General features: G+C 39.5%; 16 protein-coding genes. 10 read left to right on the forward strand and 6 right to left on the reverse strand.

Annotation, left to right across the window (positions count from 1 at the left end; genetic code table 11):
* Positions 1 to 68: 68 nt before the first annotated feature.
* Together M1E96_RS09315 and yebS are read right to left on the reverse strand one after the other, a co-directional pair.
* Positions 69 to 2,408 carry a PqiB family protein gene (locus M1E96_RS09315; protein ID WP_070928249.1) on the reverse strand — a complete coding sequence of 780 codons (2,340 nt, stop codon included), beginning with the start codon at positions 2,406 to 2,408 and terminating at the stop codon, positions 69 to 71.
* Positions 2,383 to 3,609: a membrane integrity lipid transport subunit YebS gene (gene yebS, locus M1E96_RS09320; RefSeq protein ID WP_070928245.1), complete on the reverse strand. Its 1,227-nt coding sequence runs from the start codon at positions 3,607 to 3,609 to the stop codon at positions 2,383 to 2,385. The genes M1E96_RS09315 and yebS overlap by 26 nt, the downstream gene beginning before the upstream one ends.
* Before the next feature lie 135 nt (positions 3,610 to 3,744).
* Here yebS and M1E96_RS09325 point away from each other — a divergent pair, with 135 nt between their 5' ends.
* The 5 genes from M1E96_RS09325 (at position 3,745) to M1E96_RS09345 (ending at position 8,827) form a co-directional block, all read left to right on the forward strand.
* On the forward strand, positions 3,745 to 4,227 hold the full coding sequence (locus M1E96_RS09325; RefSeq protein WP_070928240.1) for a GAF domain-containing protein: 483 nt from the start codon (positions 3,745 to 3,747) through the stop codon (positions 4,225 to 4,227).
* Between the two features lie 111 nt (positions 4,228 to 4,338).
* Entirely contained in the window at positions 4,339 to 5,031 is a 693-nt protein-coding gene (gene proQ, locus M1E96_RS09330) for an RNA chaperone ProQ (protein ID WP_070928238.1), read from the forward strand.
* A 19-nt stretch (positions 5,032 to 5,050) separates the two neighbouring features.
* Positions 5,051 to 7,093, forward strand: a complete 2,043-nt coding sequence (gene prc / locus M1E96_RS09335) for a carboxy terminal-processing peptidase (RefSeq protein WP_140179480.1) — start codon at positions 5,051 to 5,053, stop codon at positions 7,091 to 7,093.
* A 178-nt stretch (positions 7,094 to 7,271) separates the two neighbouring features.
* Complete coding sequence (gene htpX, locus M1E96_RS09340; protein WP_140179482.1) at positions 7,272 to 8,153, forward strand: protease HtpX; 882 nt, start codon at positions 7,272 to 7,274, stop codon at positions 8,151 to 8,153.
* 395 nt (positions 8,154 to 8,548) lie between these two features.
* Positions 8,549 to 8,827 carry a hypothetical protein gene (locus tag M1E96_RS09345; protein ID WP_070928236.1) on the forward strand — a complete coding sequence of 93 codons (279 nt, stop codon included), beginning with the start codon at positions 8,549 to 8,551 and terminating at the stop codon, positions 8,825 to 8,827.
* A gap of 174 nt (positions 8,828 to 9,001) precedes the next feature.
* Here the strand turns inward: M1E96_RS09345 and M1E96_RS09350 are convergent, their stop codons facing one another.
* Entirely contained in the window at positions 9,002 to 9,223 is a 222-nt protein-coding gene (locus tag M1E96_RS09350) for a DUF2594 family protein (protein ID WP_070928234.1), read from the reverse strand.
* 242 nt (positions 9,224 to 9,465) lie between these two features.
* On the opposite strand from M1E96_RS09350, the gene M1E96_RS09355 reads away from it, so the two are divergent.
* From M1E96_RS09355 to M1E96_RS09370, 4 genes are all read left to right on the forward strand, one after another.
* Positions 9,466 to 10,323 (forward strand): NAD(P)H-hydrate dehydratase, encoded by an 858-nt coding sequence (locus tag M1E96_RS09355; protein WP_272580082.1) that lies wholly within the window; start codon positions 9,466 to 9,468, stop codon positions 10,321 to 10,323.
* Positions 10,324 to 10,507: 184 nt separating this feature from the next.
* On the forward strand, positions 10,508 to 11,710 hold the full coding sequence (locus tag M1E96_RS09360; protein WP_319066416.1) for a sugar transporter: 1,203 nt from the start codon (positions 10,508 to 10,510) through the stop codon (positions 11,708 to 11,710).
* Positions 11,711 to 11,846: 136 nt separating this feature from the next.
* Positions 11,847 to 12,179 (forward strand): SMR family transporter, encoded by a 333-nt coding sequence (locus M1E96_RS09365; protein WP_272580084.1) that lies wholly within the window; start codon positions 11,847 to 11,849, stop codon positions 12,177 to 12,179.
* A gap of 36 nt (positions 12,180 to 12,215) precedes the next feature.
* Positions 12,216 to 12,521, forward strand: a complete 306-nt coding sequence (locus M1E96_RS09370) for a DUF333 domain-containing protein (RefSeq protein WP_272580085.1) — start codon at positions 12,216 to 12,218, stop codon at positions 12,519 to 12,521.
* A gap of 283 nt (positions 12,522 to 12,804) precedes the next feature.
* Here the strand turns inward: M1E96_RS09370 and dsbB are convergent, their stop codons facing one another.
* Together dsbB and nhaB are read right to left on the reverse strand one after the other, a co-directional pair.
* Positions 12,805 to 13,326 carry a disulfide bond formation protein DsbB gene (dsbB, locus tag M1E96_RS09375; RefSeq protein ID WP_319066413.1) on the reverse strand — a complete coding sequence of 174 codons (522 nt, stop codon included), beginning with the start codon at positions 13,324 to 13,326 and terminating at the stop codon, positions 12,805 to 12,807.
* Between the two features lie 185 nt (positions 13,327 to 13,511).
* Positions 13,512 to 15,059: a sodium/proton antiporter NhaB gene (nhaB, locus tag M1E96_RS09380; protein ID WP_140179493.1), complete on the reverse strand. Its 1,548-nt coding sequence runs from the start codon at positions 15,057 to 15,059 to the stop codon at positions 13,512 to 13,514.
* A gap of 222 nt (positions 15,060 to 15,281) precedes the next feature.
* Here nhaB and fadR point away from each other — a divergent pair, with 222 nt between their 5' ends.
* Positions 15,282 to 15,998: a fatty acid metabolism transcriptional regulator FadR gene (gene fadR / locus M1E96_RS09385; RefSeq protein ID WP_070928218.1), complete on the forward strand. Its 717-nt coding sequence runs from the start codon at positions 15,282 to 15,284 to the stop codon at positions 15,996 to 15,998.
* Positions 15,999 to 16,130: 132 nt separating this feature from the next.
* Here the strand turns inward: fadR and M1E96_RS09390 are convergent, their stop codons facing one another.
* Positions 16,131 to 16,460, reverse strand: a complete 330-nt coding sequence (locus M1E96_RS09390; RefSeq protein ID WP_319066410.1) for a hypothetical protein — start codon at positions 16,458 to 16,460, stop codon at positions 16,131 to 16,133.
* Positions 16,461 to 16,834: the final 374 nt, after the last annotated feature.

Here is a 16,834-nt window from a genome sequence, read left to right on the forward strand (position 1 = left end):
CCAAAAATTTTTTTTCAAGAAAAAAGATAGAAGGTGCAATATTGTTTAAATACGCACCTTTCTAGTGATTATTGTTTCGGGATAGATGTACCCCAATCCAACCAGTCTTTTGGTGGCTCTAATTTTAGAATGAAATGCTGTTCAGGTTTAGCTTTTGGCGAAAGAGGCACGCTTGGTGGGGTTGCAAGTGATATGCCACCGCGTACAAACTGTTTAAATGTACCACTTTTAATCATGCCACCAGTAAGGCCAAAGGATAAATTATAGCCAGACGATAACCAAAATTGAGTGTTGTCACGAATGAGATATTGATATTCTTTGCCAATTCGAGTGGCAACATAAACTCGATCGGAAAGCTCTCCCAAATACAAACCTGTTACAGTGCCAATTTCCATACCTCTGAATAGCAACGGTGTGCCAACTTGAATAGAACCGACTTCACTGGCGTCTAAAATGATAGTTAAGCCATCTAAATAACGTGAATCAGTGATATTGGCAGCTTGTAATTCAAATTGGTAACGGCTTTTATTTCCTCGTCCTGGCTCTGCATTAATATAAGGTTGAATTAAGGAGTCTAAATTATTAAATCCTGATGGGGACAGTTCAGGGGTGACAACAGCAAAACGGCTACCACTTTTGGTAAAGGCGTGAACATATTCAGGGTAAAGGATTGCTCGTGCATTAACTTCTCGATTATCCGGCGATAGCTTCAATGAATCAATTTGACCAATATCAATACCTAAATAACGAATAGGCATACCTTCAGAAAGCTTAGATGCATCGTAGGTAGTTAAAGTCACTACGCTCCCAATGGCTTTTGCTGCCGTTTCATTAGGGTAGAGGGTATGTTGTCTTGTGCTGTCTAAATTTGAGGTTTGGAGGTTATCAAAACTGATCGCGCCTCTAATTGCGCGGGTGAGTGGCGCAGCTTGAACTGTCAAACCATTGCCATTAAGTTGTACTTTGGCGCCACCTTCAGCCCAGAACACACTTTGTTTAGTTAATAAATGGCGGTATTGGCTAGAAATATGAATATTAACGGCAAAGCCTTCCTTGGTTGGTTTAATTGAGACAATTTCACCAACAGTAAATTGACGGTAAAGTACGACAGAGCCAGTTTGAATATCCGGTAATGTATTGGTATTTAATGTAATTGTCGTTGTTGGTGATGAGCCGGTGACACCCGCTTTAGCGTTATCATCACTGCGATATAATGGGAAGTTTTCAGGTAATTCCTCTTTGCCTTTACCCGCTAATAGGTGGATCCCACCATCTAGCCATTCTTGTGGTGTGGCACCTTGGAATTGAATGCCAGTTAGTCCAAGTTGTACATCCACTCGGCTATTAGCCACAAATTTACTGTCTTCACGGATCAAATGGCGATATTCATCCAAAATTGCCACATCAAAGGTCACTTTATCATCAAGTAGGTGACGCTGTAACACTTCGCCGATCTTGATACCTCGGTACATCACGGGCTGTCCAGCATTAACACCATAGGTCTCTGGTGACCATAAAGAAACTTTTAAGTTTTCTCTGTTTTGTTGTTCGTAGTCCTCAACATCGTGCTTATTGGCTTTTAAATCAAACTGCTGGCCTTCTTGTGCTGGAGGGCTATTAGGTGGGGAATCAAATGCGACCGCACCATTAATAACAGCAGAAAGGCTTTCCATTTTAACATTGACACCTGAGTTCAGGTCAAAGCCACCTTGAAAGCCAGACACATTCCAAAATTGACTATTTTCACGAACTAAATTGGCATAGCGTTTCTCGACCACTGCTGCAATCGAAACTCCTTTATCATCTGGTAAAATGGAATAGTCAGAAATATAACCCACAGGTACTTTACGATAATAAATTGGTGAGTTTTCGTGTAATGAACCGAGATCTTTCGCATTGAGATAGACTAATAATTCCCCAGCTTCGGTCTGTAGCTGAGGGGGAGAGTCTTGAGCGATGAAGTCGTGTTGTTCCTCACCAGTACTAGGCTGCATTCCAATATAGTTACCGCCGACTAAGGCATCTAAACCTGAAACTCCAGCAAGCGTTGCTTTTGGTGTGACAAGCCAAAATTTTGTTCCTGAAGTCAGCGCGGGTTGCATATCTTTATTAATACTTGCCTTGACAATAATTTTTTTCATGTCTTGGCTAATCGTGACTGATTGAACTAAACCAACTTCCACTCCTTGATAGCGGATAGGGGTCCTTCCTGCAACAACGCCAGGCGCTGAAGAAAATTCAATAGTGACTTCAGTGCCTTGCTCTAGCCAGTGTTGGAATAGTAACCAACCGGCAATAAACACTGCGACAAGTGGTAACAGCCAAAAAGGGGAAATACGTGCGCGTTGACGTAATATCGCCTCTTGTTCCTGTTCAGCAGATTCATTTTGTTGATTGTGATTTTCCATAAGAATCCCAAATTAAACGGCTATCAAGCCACTCGACAGCGAGTATGGTTAAAATAACAGCGACACCGAAGAATAATGCGGCAGGGCCCATCGTAAATGACATCAGTTGATCGCGATTGATAAGTGTCATCATCAAGGCAATGACAAAGAGATCCAACATCGACCATCGACCAATCCAAGTGACAAACTTAAGTAACTTCATCCTCAGAACGGGGTCTGTTTTGCTATGGCGTTGGATAGAAAGCAGTAGCAAGATCATGATAACAATTTTAATAAATGGCACTAATATACTGGCAATAAATACAATGATAGCAATTGGCCAATTACCTGAGTCAATTAATGATACTACGCCTGAATAAATAGTATCTTCCATGCGTTGACCATTTAGGTAAACCACCGAAATTGGCATTAAATTAGCAGGAAAAAGTAAAATCATGGCCGCAATTAGTGCTGCCCATGTTTTTTGTAAACTATAAGGCTCTCGGTAGTGTAATGGACGGTGACAGCGCCGACACACTCCACGTGAATTTGGCGAGCCGGTGTAATGGCATGCTTGGCAAGTTAGCGCTTCTGGGCCGTTAGATTGCGGCTGTTTTGGGTAAAATAGACGCCAAAGTTGTTCAACATTAAGATGAATAAGTATGAGTAGGCTAATAAAGGTCATTGTAATAAATGCAATGAATCCATGACCTAAGAAAACAGTGGCATAGTCCTGCATTTTGATAGCAGCAATGCCAAGACCAATGAGATAAACATCTAACATTACCCATTCTTTTAAACGACTTAGTACTAAGAGAATGGGGCGTAAATTGAGCCGCAGGCGCTTCCCTAAATACAAATAGATAATAAAAATAGGTAAAAATAGTGGGGCGACAATCGCGCAAAAAGCGACAATACTTGCTGTAAGAGGATCACCTTGTTGATTGATTAATTGTATACCTTCAATGACATTAGCGTTAATTTGTGTACCAAGTAAGTGAATAGAAATTAGCGGTTGCCAAAATGCAATCGGTGCTAACATAAGTAAAGTGATTGAGAGAATAAATAAGCGATTTAATGACCACGAACGCCCATCATCAAGTTGACTATTGCAACGTGGGCAGATAACGACCTGTTGCGTATCGTGAGGTGGGATAGATAATTTAAGATTGCAATGGCAACAGTGTTGCGAAATTATCTGACTATGATTAATGTGATCCATTATTTGCTCATTGATTTGTTAGCCATGCTTGTAATCTAGTGTAAAAAAATTTACGACTTAGTGACAACTTGCTAACCTACATATTGCACGAAATGTTTAATTTATTGCGTTATTTGATTATTACAAGAAAATTTTATGGATAAAAACAAGTATTACCACGAACTTTCAGATAATTTATCTGCACTTCTTGCTGGTGAGTATGATTTAATCGCAAGTTTGGCAAACGCGAGCGCATTGTTGTACGAGCGTTTAGAGGGTGTTAACTGGGTTGGTTTTTACCTAAAAAATGGGCAAGAATTAGTTCTTGGTCCTTTTCAAGGAAAGATAGCTTGTGTCAGAATACCTTTTGGCAAAGGTGTTTGCGGTACCGCATATAGCCAAAATAGAATACAGCGTGTGGGTGATGTGCATGCTTTCCCTGGTCATATCGCTTGTGATACGGCAAGTAACGCTGAAATTGTGCTTCCTTTGGAAGTAAATGGTCAGGTTTTAGGCGTACTGGATATCGATAGCCCAAACTTCAATCAATTCGATGAAAATGATGAAAAAGGGTTAAAACACCTTGTAAACCAGTTGTGTCAACATCTGGCAATGTGTTCGATGCCAAATTATCACTAAATATTGGTATGTTAACTTAATAGGAACGTGGCAATTGTCTGCAACGCTATTATAATGTCGGCTTGTTCATGCCCGTGCTGGTTGGCAAAATCGTTGTTATCAGGAAATTTCATGGAAAATCAACCTAAGTTGAATAGTAGTAAAGAAGTTATCGCATTTTTAGCTGAGCGTTTTCCACGCTGTTTTATCGCTGAAGGCGAAGCACGTCCGTTAAAAGTCGGAATTTTTCAAGATATCGTAGGGCGTTTAACCGAAGAGGATGGCATTAGTAAAACGCAATTGCGTTCTGCATTACGCATGTATACCTCTAGCTGGCGCTATCTTTACGGTGTTAAAGAAGGCGCAAAACGCGTTGACTTAGATGGAAATGATTGTGGTGAATTAGAGGCGGAGCATATCACCCATGCGCGTCAACAATTGACTGAGGCAAAAGCTCGGGTTCAAGCGCAACGTGCAGAGCAAAAAGCGCAAAAACGCCCAGCAGCCAAGAAAGCAGGTGATAAACCTACTCGCAATCCGGCAGCCGCAAAAGAAAATGCGCCACGCCATCGCCAGTCAGAAAATAAAGAACGCCCGCAGAACTCCTCGACTAAGCCTCAGCGCCGTAACGGTGCCGCTGCTCCAGAACAAAAACTGAAATCAGTCACTGATATTAACGCACTTCAAGTCGGCCAGATGTTGAAAGTGAAAGTTGGTACTAGCCTGATGGACGCGTCTGTGCTGGAAATAGCGAAAGATGGTGTCAGAGTTCAATTGCCAACAGGAATGGCAATGATTGTGCGCGCGGAACATTTAAAGTTCTGATACGGAGGTCAATCAGGGCATGAACAAACTTTTAAAAATTGCATTCGTTGTTAGTGTTGCCACTTTTGGTAGTGCAATTGCGGATCCTCAAGCAGTGGCTCCGGTCACTGCTGCTCAGTTACCTGTACTCAATCAGGATACTCAGCATGGTACGGTGAGTGAAAGGGTAACTTCAAGGTTTACCCGCTCTCACTATCGTCAGTTTGATTTGGATAAAGATTTTTCAGGTAAAATTTTTGATCGTTATCTCAATATGTTGGATTACGGCCATAATGTTTTACTTCAATCTGACGTTGATGCTTATGCGAAAGATAAAGCAAATGCTGGCGAATGGTTAGAGGAAGGTAAACTCGATAAGTTCTATGACCTGTATAACCTGTCGCAGAAAAGACGTTTTGAGCGTTTTGAATATGCGTTAGCGCGCTTAGATCAGCCAATGAATTTTGATGCGACTGACTCAATTGAGGTCGATCGCAGTAAAATGCCTTGGCCAAAAGATAAGCAAGAATTAGATAAGCTTTGGGATCAAAAAGTCAGATATGATTGGTTGAATTTAAAGCTATCGGGCAAAGATGACAAAGAAATCAAGGAAAAACTGACTAAGCGCTACAATTTTGCGTTGAGACGTTTAACGCAAGGGCAAAGTGAAGACGTATTTCAGTTGATCATGAACTCATTTGCTCGTGAAATTGATCCTCATACTAGCTACCTTTCACCTCGTAATACAGAGCAGTTTAACTCTGAAATGAGTTTGTCATTAGAGGGAATTGGCGCCGTTTTACAGCAAGATGATGAAAATACAGTGATCAATTCATTAGTTGCTGGTGGTCCTGCGGCAAAAAGTAAAGAATTAAAAGTTGGTGATAAAATCATTGGTGTTGGCCAAACAGGCAAACCAATGGTGGATGTTGTCGGCTGGCGCTTAGATGATGTGGTTGCACTGATTAAAGGGCCAAAAGGCAGTAAAGTGCGCTTAGAAGTCCTATCGGATACTAAAGGGGCTAAGCCACACATCGTGACTATTGTCCGTGAACAAATTCGCTTAGAAGATAGAGCCGTTAAGTTAACGATTAAGGAAATCGGCAAAGAGAAAGTTGCAGTATTGGATATTCCTGGTTTCTATGTAGGTTTGACCAATGATGTGAAGACCCAGCTGCAAAAAATAGCAAAAGATAATGTTTCTGCGCTAGTTATTGATCTGCGTGGTAATGGTGGTGGAGCATTAACTGAGGCTGTATCTCTATCGGGTCTATTTATCCCTAAAGGCCCAGTTGTTCAGGTTCGCGATAATAATGGTCAGGTACGTCAAGATATTGATGATGATGATGTGGTTTACTATAAAGGGCCATTAGTGGTTCTGGTTGATCGCTTCAGTGCTTCTGCATCTGAAATTTTTGCCGCTGCCATGCAGGATTATGGTCGAGCGCTGATCGTTGGCGAACCTACCTTTGGTAAAGGTACCGTTCAGCAACATAGAAGCTTAAGTCGTGTGTATGACCAAATGTTAAAGCCTGACTGGCCAGCGCTTGGTTCTGTGCAATACACGATCCAAAAATTCTATCGTGTCAATGGTGGTAGTACGCAACGTAAAGGTGTTACGCCAGATATTGTTATGCCAACAGGGCAAGATCCTGCTGAAACGGGAGAAAGCTTTGAAGATAATGCATTGCCATGGGATAGTATTCCACCTGCGAATTACAACAAAGATGGTGATGTGACAGCAGACTTGTCTGACCTGAAAACTAAGCACTTATCGCGTATTAGTCAAGATACTGAATTTAAGTATATTGATGAAGACATCGCACATTATAAAGCGAATAAGGCAAGTAAAAACCTTATTTCTCTAAATTATGCGCAGCGTCTAAAAGAAGACAATGAGCTGGAAGCAACTAAGCTGAAACGTATAAATGAGCGTAATGCAAAAGAAGGTAAACCATTATTGAAATCTATCGATGATTTACCTAAAGATTACGAAGGGCCAGATCCATATTTAGACGAAACAGTTAAAATTGCAATTGATCTTGCACATCCTGAAACAAGTTTATTGTCTAATAAAAAATAATTTGTTTAAACAATAAATTAAGATAAGGGCCAGCAAAAGCTGGCCTTTTTCATAGTCTGTGTAAAGTTATGTTAATTTTTGGTTTTTTCGTGTTAATTAGCTTGAAAAAGTATGAAAAAACCTTATTTATAACAGTAAATTTTTCGTGATAATTATTTTTACCTAGGGAACAAAAAATATGATGCGAATAGCCTTATTCTTACTCACAAACTTAGCGGTTATGTTTGTGTTTGGGATAATTTTAAGCATAGTCGGTGTTAAAGGGAATAGTGTCCAAGGTCTGATGATCATGGCTGGCTTGTTTGGTTTTGGTGGTGCTTTCATCTCATTGTTGATGTCAAAATGGATGGCATTGAAATCAGTGGGTGGTGAAGTTATTGAAACACCACGTAACCAAGCAGAGCAATGGTTGGTGGACACAGTGAGCCGTCAAGCACAACAAGTTGGTATTCAAATGCCACAAGTTGCTATCTACCATGCACCTGATATTAATGCGTTTGCAACAGGTGCTCGTCGTGACGCATCATTAGTGGCGGTGAGTACAGGTTTATTGGAAAACATGAGCCGTGATGAAGCCGAAGCGGTTATCGCTCATGAGATCAGCCATATTGCTAATGGTGATATGGTGACTATGACGTTATTACAAGGCGTTGTTAACACCTTCGTGATCTTTATCTCACGTATCATTGCACAATTTGTGTCAGGCTTTATGTCTAGCAATGACGATGAAAGTGAAAGCAGTAATGGTAACCCAATGGTTTACTTCGCTGTCTCGATGGTATTAGAAATTGTCTTTGGCATTTTAGCGAGCATTATTACTATGTGGTTCTCACGCTATCGAGAATTCCATGCAGATGCAGGATCAGCTAAATTAGTTGGTAGAGAAAAAATGATAGCTGCTCTACAACGTTTGAAGACAAGCTATGAGCCGCAAGAAGAAGGGCGTTTAATGGCATTTTGCATTAATGGCCGTGGTAAAGCATTTAATGAGTTATTTTTATCTCACCCTCCACTGGATAAGCGTATTGAAGCATTACGCTCAGGTGAGTATTTAAAATAACCCTTGATAAGGCATTTTAAAATAGGCCCATGATGAATTGGTTTTCATCATGGGTTTTTTAATTCAAATTTTAAAATTGATGGCTAAGATGAATTAAATATAAAATTAAATCTACTCGTTATACTGCAAGATGCTGGGAGGACTACGCGACGCTCACCGAGTCACTGTGTTTATCTATACTCCCTGACTATCTTCACTTATCGCCTATCTGCATCTCGAATTATTTAGAGTATAGTGTATTCTCTAAGTAGAATATCGTAACTAACGTAGGCTTTTCTGCTGATTATATTTCAAGTCGCAGGCCTTTCGTTAAGGTAAAGTAACAATGTATATTTGCATTAGTCACCTAGATATATCTCGAGCTATTTAAATTATATAAACAATAAGGATTTGACATGGATATACTGATAAAAACGTTGGTTTTTGGTAATGAATTTGCAACCGTTGAGAACCCAGCGCGTTTAGTGCCGTTTAAATTTGAAATTTATCAGTCACCAACGGGCCTATATCATCGCATGTATAAAGAAGTCGGGATGTCAGGCGCGAATTTAGGTCAGAACTTTAAAGTCTGGGCTTTTGAAGAACAAAGAATGCAAAATAATCAATCAGGTGAGACATTAGAAAGCTATATTCAGCATTGCCAAGATATTTATGATGGTAAAGTGAAAGCCTAGTTTAGAAAAAAAGCCCCCTTCATAGGGATCTGAAGGGGGAGCTAAATGAATAAAGAATGGTTTAACTCGAGATCTAAGATAGATTATTTCGAAAAAAGATATTTAGTTATTTGTGCAGTTTTAAGTGTAATTGGGCAACGAAGCCTCTTAAGTAGCACTTATCGTTAAAATAAACTATTGGCGATAACCTGCTTTGATTTGCTCAAGGGTATTACGATAGGTTTCTGCTTGTTTTTCATCTTCCATCGATGCAATTTCACGTTCCATTTTAATGATAATTTTACCTGCATCTGCTTGACCGATTGCTTTTAGCATATGAGCAAGTAAATTTTTTATACAAGTTACTTCTGCGGCGAGTTCATTAACATCTGGCTGAGTAGGAAAATGGGTTTTCATTAAATATATCCTTTAAAAATTTATAGACTTGTCAGAATTATATACTCTAAATAATTAGAAGTGTAGCTAGGCGACAAGTGAATGACTCACTGGTAGCATACATAAGTATATGATAAATAGCGAATGAATGTGGTTCAACACGCTGTAACTTGAAGTTTCACGAGTATAGCATAGAAAAATTATTGAATGCCGTATTACTTTATCCTCAATTGAGAGCAAAAATTTTAATGAAGGAGGCGATAATGTTAACGACACAAGAAAAACAGTGGTTAGCTCAACAATTTCCATCATTAGTCCAACCTAGGCCTGAACTGAGTCATAAAGGAACTTTTGGAACGTTAAACATTATTGGTAGTAGTGTAGGCATGACTGGTGCTGGTGTGCTTGCAGGAGTAGCCGCATTAAAAAGTGGTTGTGGCAAAGTGATCATTGGGTGTAATCAATCCCCACTTAATTTACATTTGATAGAAATGGCCCCTGAATTAATGCTGCGGGATGCTAACTCTTTAATTAATGATACTCTTGCTACTGCGTGGGTCATTGGTTGTGGATTAGGTATTTCAGAAGATGCGCAATCATTAATGCGTAAAGTATTGCTATTAATTGAACAAAATAAATCGGTGTTAATTGATGCTGATGGTTTAAATATTCTTTCACAATGGCCGCAAGTAAAAAAATTGACCCCAAACGTTGTTTTAACACCTCACCCTAAAGAAGCATCTAAATTATTACAAACAACAGTAGCAGAAATTCAAGCTGATCGCTGTGTTGCAGCACAGCAATTGAGTCAGCGCTATGGTTGTTGGATCGTGTTAAAAGGGCACGATACAGTGATCTCAAGTCCTGAACAACAAATATGGTGCAACCAGACGGGGAATAGTGGTTTAGCCACCGCGGGTAGTGGGGATGTTTTATCAGGTATTGTGGGCAGCTTGCTAGCTCAGGGAATACCGATTGAAGAAGCCGCCCGTAGCGGGGTTTGGATGCATGGTAAAGCCGCTGATTGCTTAGTTGAGCAAGGCATCGGCCCTATTGGTTTAACGGCTCATGAAATTATTGATAAAGTCAGAATGATTAGAAACTTAATCGTGGTTTGCTGATGATCTTATATTGAATGACTTTAAAGGACTGAAAAAATTGTGATACAATTCACATAATTTGGTTGCTTCATTTTTTCTTATAGCGAAGCAATGTCTAATTCAGCACAAATCTGACACTTATTTTTCACGTGGATCATTCCTGATAAGCGGTGATTTTGTGCTGACATCAATAAAGGCTTAAGCAATGACACAGGTTTCTAGAAAAACAGCTTGGATGCGAGTTGTGGCACTTGCCGTTGCCGCATTTGTTTTCAATACAACTGAGTTTGTTCCTGTTGCATTACTCAGTGATATTGCAGCGAGTTTTGACATGACGGTGGCTCATACTGGGTTGATGATCACTATCTATGCTTGGGTTGTTGCTATTATGTCGCTTCCCTTAATGTTATTAACGGGAAAAATTGAGCGCCGCAAATTATTAACATTATTATTTGTTGTCTTTGTGCTTAGCCATATTCTGTCAGGTTTTGCTTGGAATTTTGATGTATTGATCATCGCAAGGATTGGGATCGCACTTTCCCATGCTGTTTTTTGGTCAATAACGGCATCATTGGCGATCCGTGTCGCGCCCGCAGGTAAGAAGGCGCAAGCACTTGGTTTATTAGCAACAGGAACCGCATTGGCGACAGTTTTAGGTTTACCTATAGGGCGTGTTATTGGTCAACTACTTGGCTGGCGGGTGACTTTTTTATGTATTGGCGTTATTGCGTTGCTCACAATGATCGCATTAATTCGCTTTTTGCCTAAATTACCAAGCGAACATTCTGGATCGTTGAAAAGCTTACCAATGATATTTAAACGTCCAGCACTGGTAGGACTGTTTGTCTTAACGGTAATGGTTGTGACTGCTCATTTTGCTGCATACAGCTATATTGAGCCATTTGTGCGCGAAGTTGCATTGCAGAGTCAAAATTTTGCTACGTTACTATTACTTATTTTTGGTGCGGCAGGTATCGTAGGAAGCGTCATATTTAGCCGTTATAGTGGTAAATATGCATTGTCATTTTTACCAATGGCAATAGCGATTTTGATGATTTGTTTGTTGTTGCTGATGCCAATTAGTAGCCATGTTGGCCCATTAATTATTTTAAGTATTTTTTGGGGAATAGCGATTATGTGCGTTGGCTTGGGGATGCAGGTAAAAGTCATTGATTTAGCTCCGGATGCAACAGACCTAGCCATGGCTATTTATTCAGGGATCTTTAATATTGGTATCGGTGGTGGTGCTTTACTTGGTAATCAAGTCATTGTTCATATGGGAATGACCAATATTGGCTATGTTGGCGCGGCATTTGGGGCGATCTCGCTAATATGGTGTGCCTTTATTTTTAAACGCTACAGTGTTTCATTTAGCGATAAATTACAGGGATCACCAGTGACCCATTAGCTGTAATATTTTGGATTTGAGAACCCTGTGATAGAAATTTTTATCACAGGGTTTTTTATTGCGAATGCGTTACAGCTAACAATAACTGTGCTAAATTTCCTAATATTTTAATTATTTCAAATAGTAAGGGTAGGCAATGAAAGGGCTAGCTTTTTTATTGATGTCAATTATTGCAGAAGTTATTGCGACAACCACATTAAAGGCATCCGATGGTTTTAGTCGTTTTTGGCCCTCCTTAATTGTGATTATTGGTTATGCGGTTTCTTTTTGGGGACTATCTCAGGTGGTTAAAGTCATGCCTTTAGGCATTGCTTATGCGATCTGGTCTGGATTAGGTATTGTGCTAGTTTCAGTCGCGGCAATATTTATTTATCAACAGAAAGTCGATTTACCTGCAATTATTGGTATGCTATTAATTATAATTGGTGTTTTAGTCATCAATCTGTTTTCGAAAAGCAGTGCTCACTGATTCAGGGAACAGAAGCCAATATGAGTGGAGATTAGGATGAGTCAAAAAATCAGTGGTCTGCTTAAGTCTACATTTATCGGCGGGCTAATCGGTGGTGCGGCGCTTATTTTAGCTGGCTGCGGTAGTTCTGAATCAACGCGAGTGGCACAGGTCGATCATTCAGCTGCTGAATATGCTCAACAAGTGGTTAATTTAGGGCCTGGAGCACAAGAAGCTTGTGTTTCTGCTGGTGGACTTCCTGCGTTAAATTTAGAATTAAATGGAGGAAAAACTGCGGTTTGTCAATTCGCAAACGGTAAGCGTTGTGCAGCTGATGTGATCCTCAGTGGCGCCTGTATTTAATTGGTCACTATTGAATCGAGTTAAAAAGCCCATCATTGAGGTTACTGACGAAGCGGGATAAAAACGTGGTTTTTCCCGCTCCGTGTTATTAGCCGAAAATCAATGAATTGATTTTCCTCGTTTATTTCAGAACCCCTAACGACAGCCGCCAAACATGATATGTTTGTCGACAGTCTGAAAGCCCATCATTGATGGGCTTTCTGTTATATGTTCGTCATATTTTAAGTGATAGTGTAATCACCTAGCTAGATTTAAAATAATCTAGCGTATTGCAATATTAAACTTATATTTTGGAGCGAGCTGGGAAGAACTGGCTTATTGCAACCACGATTGCGACCAAAAGGTAGACAGCGTATACACCAATTAACCATTGTGGCATATCAAGTCCTAAAAAGTCCCACTGCTTAACGGCACAGTCACCCGTTGCTTCAAACACCGCGGGTGCCCATTCATTTAGTGGCAGCCACTCAGGAAAGTTCACAAAGAAGTCACACGAGGCAAAAGGTGATGGATAGAGTTGCAACATTGTATGCTCCCAAGCAAGCTCTAAGCCTCGCCATGCGGCATAAATCCAAATAATGATAGCAACCCAACGTAAAATAACATTTCGCGGCGCAATTGCTCCGACTAAACCTGCTATCATAATTCCAAACAGTGCAACCCTTTCATAAATACACATGACACAAGGTTGCAGTTTCATAATGTGCTGAAAATAGAGAGCGGCACATTCGAGCATAAAGGCAATAAGGGCCATTAACAGCCATGCGCCTCGTCCTTGTGAACAGTAGTTAAAGAATCTGAACATACTTTACTTCCCTAAATTAATGGTGAGCACATTTTGCCCTCATCCGCGAAACAAAAAAAGGTGTGAGTAGAGATTTATGTGATTTTAGATAAGGCTTTACTTAACATTACAAATTCGACTAGTGGCTTGAAAGTAAAAGAGCCGTTCAAATTTCCTTTTAAAACGGCTCTGTAGAAAGGGATTGATTAAGGTAAACTGATCCAGCCTAGGCTTTCCAGCCAGTGAGTCGTTGGAACTAACCAAAACTCAACACCAAGTAGCCCAACAATTGTCATCACAATAGTGTAAGGCAACGCCATCCAGACCATGCGACCATAGGAAAGACGTATGAGTGGTGACAGTGCAGAAGTCAGCAAGAAGAGGAAAGCCGCTTGCCCATTTGGTGTTGCAACAGAAGGAAGGTTAGTCCCAGTATTTATTGCTACCGCTAATAACTCATATTGATTATGGGAGATCAAACCTTCGCTAGCCGCTTTCATGGCTTCGGTAATATAAACCGTACCAACGAAAACATTATCCGAGACGGCAGAAAGTAGCCCATTAAATAAATAGAAAAGCGATAGTTGTGAAGACTCAGAAGACTGCAAAACAAACTGAATAAAGGGGGTAAATAACTGCTGATCAATAATCACAGCCACTACAGAGAAAAATACAGTAAGTAGTGCAGTGAAAGGTAATGCCTCTTCAAACGCCTTACCTAGAGCATGCTCTTCTGTAATACCACAAAAAGCAGTCGCTAATATAATGACAGATAAACCGATAATTCCGACTTCGGCAAGGTGGAAGGCAAGGGCTACGATGAGCCAAAGACCGATGAGTCCTTGAATAATCAGTTGTGCTTTTTCTTTTTGTGTCCTTTTGGCGCTATTTTTTCTGTCATGCTCCGTCAGTACCTGTCTTACCGTTGGTGGCAATTCAGTTCCGTAGCCAAAAAGCTTAAACTTCTCGACAGAAAAACAGACCAGTAAACCACAGATAAATACGGGTAATGTCACAGGTGCCATACGAACAAAGAAGGTAATAAAATCCCAATCAACGTGTTTAGCGATGATCAGGTTTTGTGGCTCACCGACCATGGTCATCACACCACCTAAAGCAGTACCGATCCCTGCGTGCATCATTAAACTACGTAGGAAGGCACGGAACTGTTCTAGCGTTTGTTTTTTTTCAGTCGTATCAATAAAGCTATCATTTAATAAATCTGTGTTATTGTGCTGGCTGGATGCATATTGATGATAAATTGAGTAGAACCCTACAGAGACACTAATCACGACGGCAATGACCGTTAGTGCATCTAAAAAAGCAGATAGAAATGCACTAGCAAGGCAAAAGGCTAATGAGAGTGTACGTTTTGAACGGATATTCAGTAACAGTTTGGTGAAGGCAAACAGCAAGAGCTGCTTCATAAAATAGATACCGGCTACCATAAATATCAGTAGTAGTATGACTTCCAAATTGTTACTGATCTCATGAGAGATTTGTTTTGGTGTTGTCATGCCAATAATAACGGCTTCAATCGCCAGCAACCCGCCGGGTTGCAGTGGATAGCATTTGAGCGCCATGGCAAGTGTGAAAATAAATTCTATAACCAGTAACCACCCTGCGATAAAGGGGCTAACAAAATAAAATATTAGCGGGTTAACGATTAGAAATGTGATTATTGCAAGCTTATACCAATCGGGTGAGTTCCCTAAAAAATTTCTCAGAAAAGCTCTTTTTAAACTAAAATCCATTATGGGTTGTTATCCTCTTATTGGATGTATTGTACAGTAAATTCACATACTACTCTTATCTGACGCATAAATTAAGTCTCATCACTAATAGATAATACGTTAATTATATGAGGGTTTTATGATTCATTTCACTGTTTATGCGGCACCAAACTATCTCAATTTACGACAATCTGGTATGATTTCTCCTATAATCCGTCTGAAAACGTTTGGAATAATAAAAATATGGTTATAAAAGCTCAAAGTCCGGCAGGTTTTGCGGAAGAGTATATTATTGAAAGTATCTGGAACAATCGCTTTCCTCCAGGGTCGATTTTACCTGCTGAACGGGAACTTTCGGAGCTAATTGGCGTGACTCGTACTACGCTACGTGAGGTTTTACAGCGTTTGGCGCGTGACGGGTGGTTAACTATCCAGCATGGTAAACCTACTAAGGTTAATAACTATTGGGAAACATCCGGTCTGAATATATTAGAGACCTTAGCAAGGTTGGATCATGACCGTGTACCACAGTTAATCGATAATTTACTCGCCGTTCGTACCAACATTGCAGCGATCTTTATTCGTACTGCATTTCGTCAAAATCCAGAAAAATCGTTAGAGGTATTGGCGGAGCGTGAAAAAGTTGATGATAACGCCGATGCATTTAGCGCTTTAGATTACAATATCTTTAGAGGGTTAGCCTTCGCTTCTGGTAATCCAATTTATGGGTTAATCATTAATGGCCTTAAAGGGCTATACACGAGGGTAGGCCGCTATTATTTCTCTAATCCAGAAGCGAGGCGTTTGGCGCTAAACTTCTATCAGCAACTTGCTAACTTATGTCGAGAGCAAGCCTATGACCGTATTATGGAATGCGTGAGAAACTACGGTAAAGAAAGTGGCACTATTTGGCATAGCATGCAAGGCAATATGCCTAATGATCTTGCTCACGTTCGTTAATTAGTATTATACAATAGGAACCAGTAGTTATAATTAAATCTGGTTCTTATCTTTTCTATAATTAATTATACCAAGCTATTTGAATATTAATTTCTTAGTTAAGCTTGTATTCGTTATAGGTTAATAAAAATTTTAGTTATTGATATTAAGAGTACAGTCTACTGGGATAGCGACCTCTAACATGACATCGATAGATTCAGTAGGCGTTGTTACATTGATGGCAGCTAGATCAAGCGTTTTAAAGCACTTAAATGCTTCTATTCGAGTTATAGTATCAATGGGAATACACCCAAGGCGACATTGGAGTAACTTTTTTTGACTAATACATACCTTATCGTCTTTTATTACAGTTTTATTTGTAAATAAATTACAATTAAGTTCTGCAAAACCATTCGGTATAACTAAACAGGTCGCTATGACTAATACAATTTGAGAGAGGGTATTTTTTATTTTTTGTTTCATCTTCATTTATCTTTAATTCGCTATTTTCTTATCAATATAATGAAAGCTAACCGTTATTTATATTCTAATTTTTAAAATATATTTATCATAAATAATGATTTTCTATCTAATAATATATTTAACTAGAGCAATGCTTCCTAAGCCAGCACGTACCTATGGTTAAATGAGTAGCTTAAGTGAATAATTATTTATAGATTATTCCTTAATAGCAACTCCAATGAACATATAATCTTAATTTTTGCATTTTAGTGGCGTTAAATTCTAGTGTGTTATTTTTCTAATTTATACTACTAATAAAACTTTCATAAAATAAAAAACTAGTAAAACAGGATAAAAAACTTATTTTTTTATGGTGTTATAGTGTTTTTATATTT

Source organism: Providencia sp. PROV236, from assembly GCF_033676985.1.
In the GTDB taxonomy this organism is placed as follows: domain Bacteria; phylum Pseudomonadota; class Gammaproteobacteria; order Enterobacterales; family Enterobacteriaceae; genus Providencia; species Providencia manganoxydans.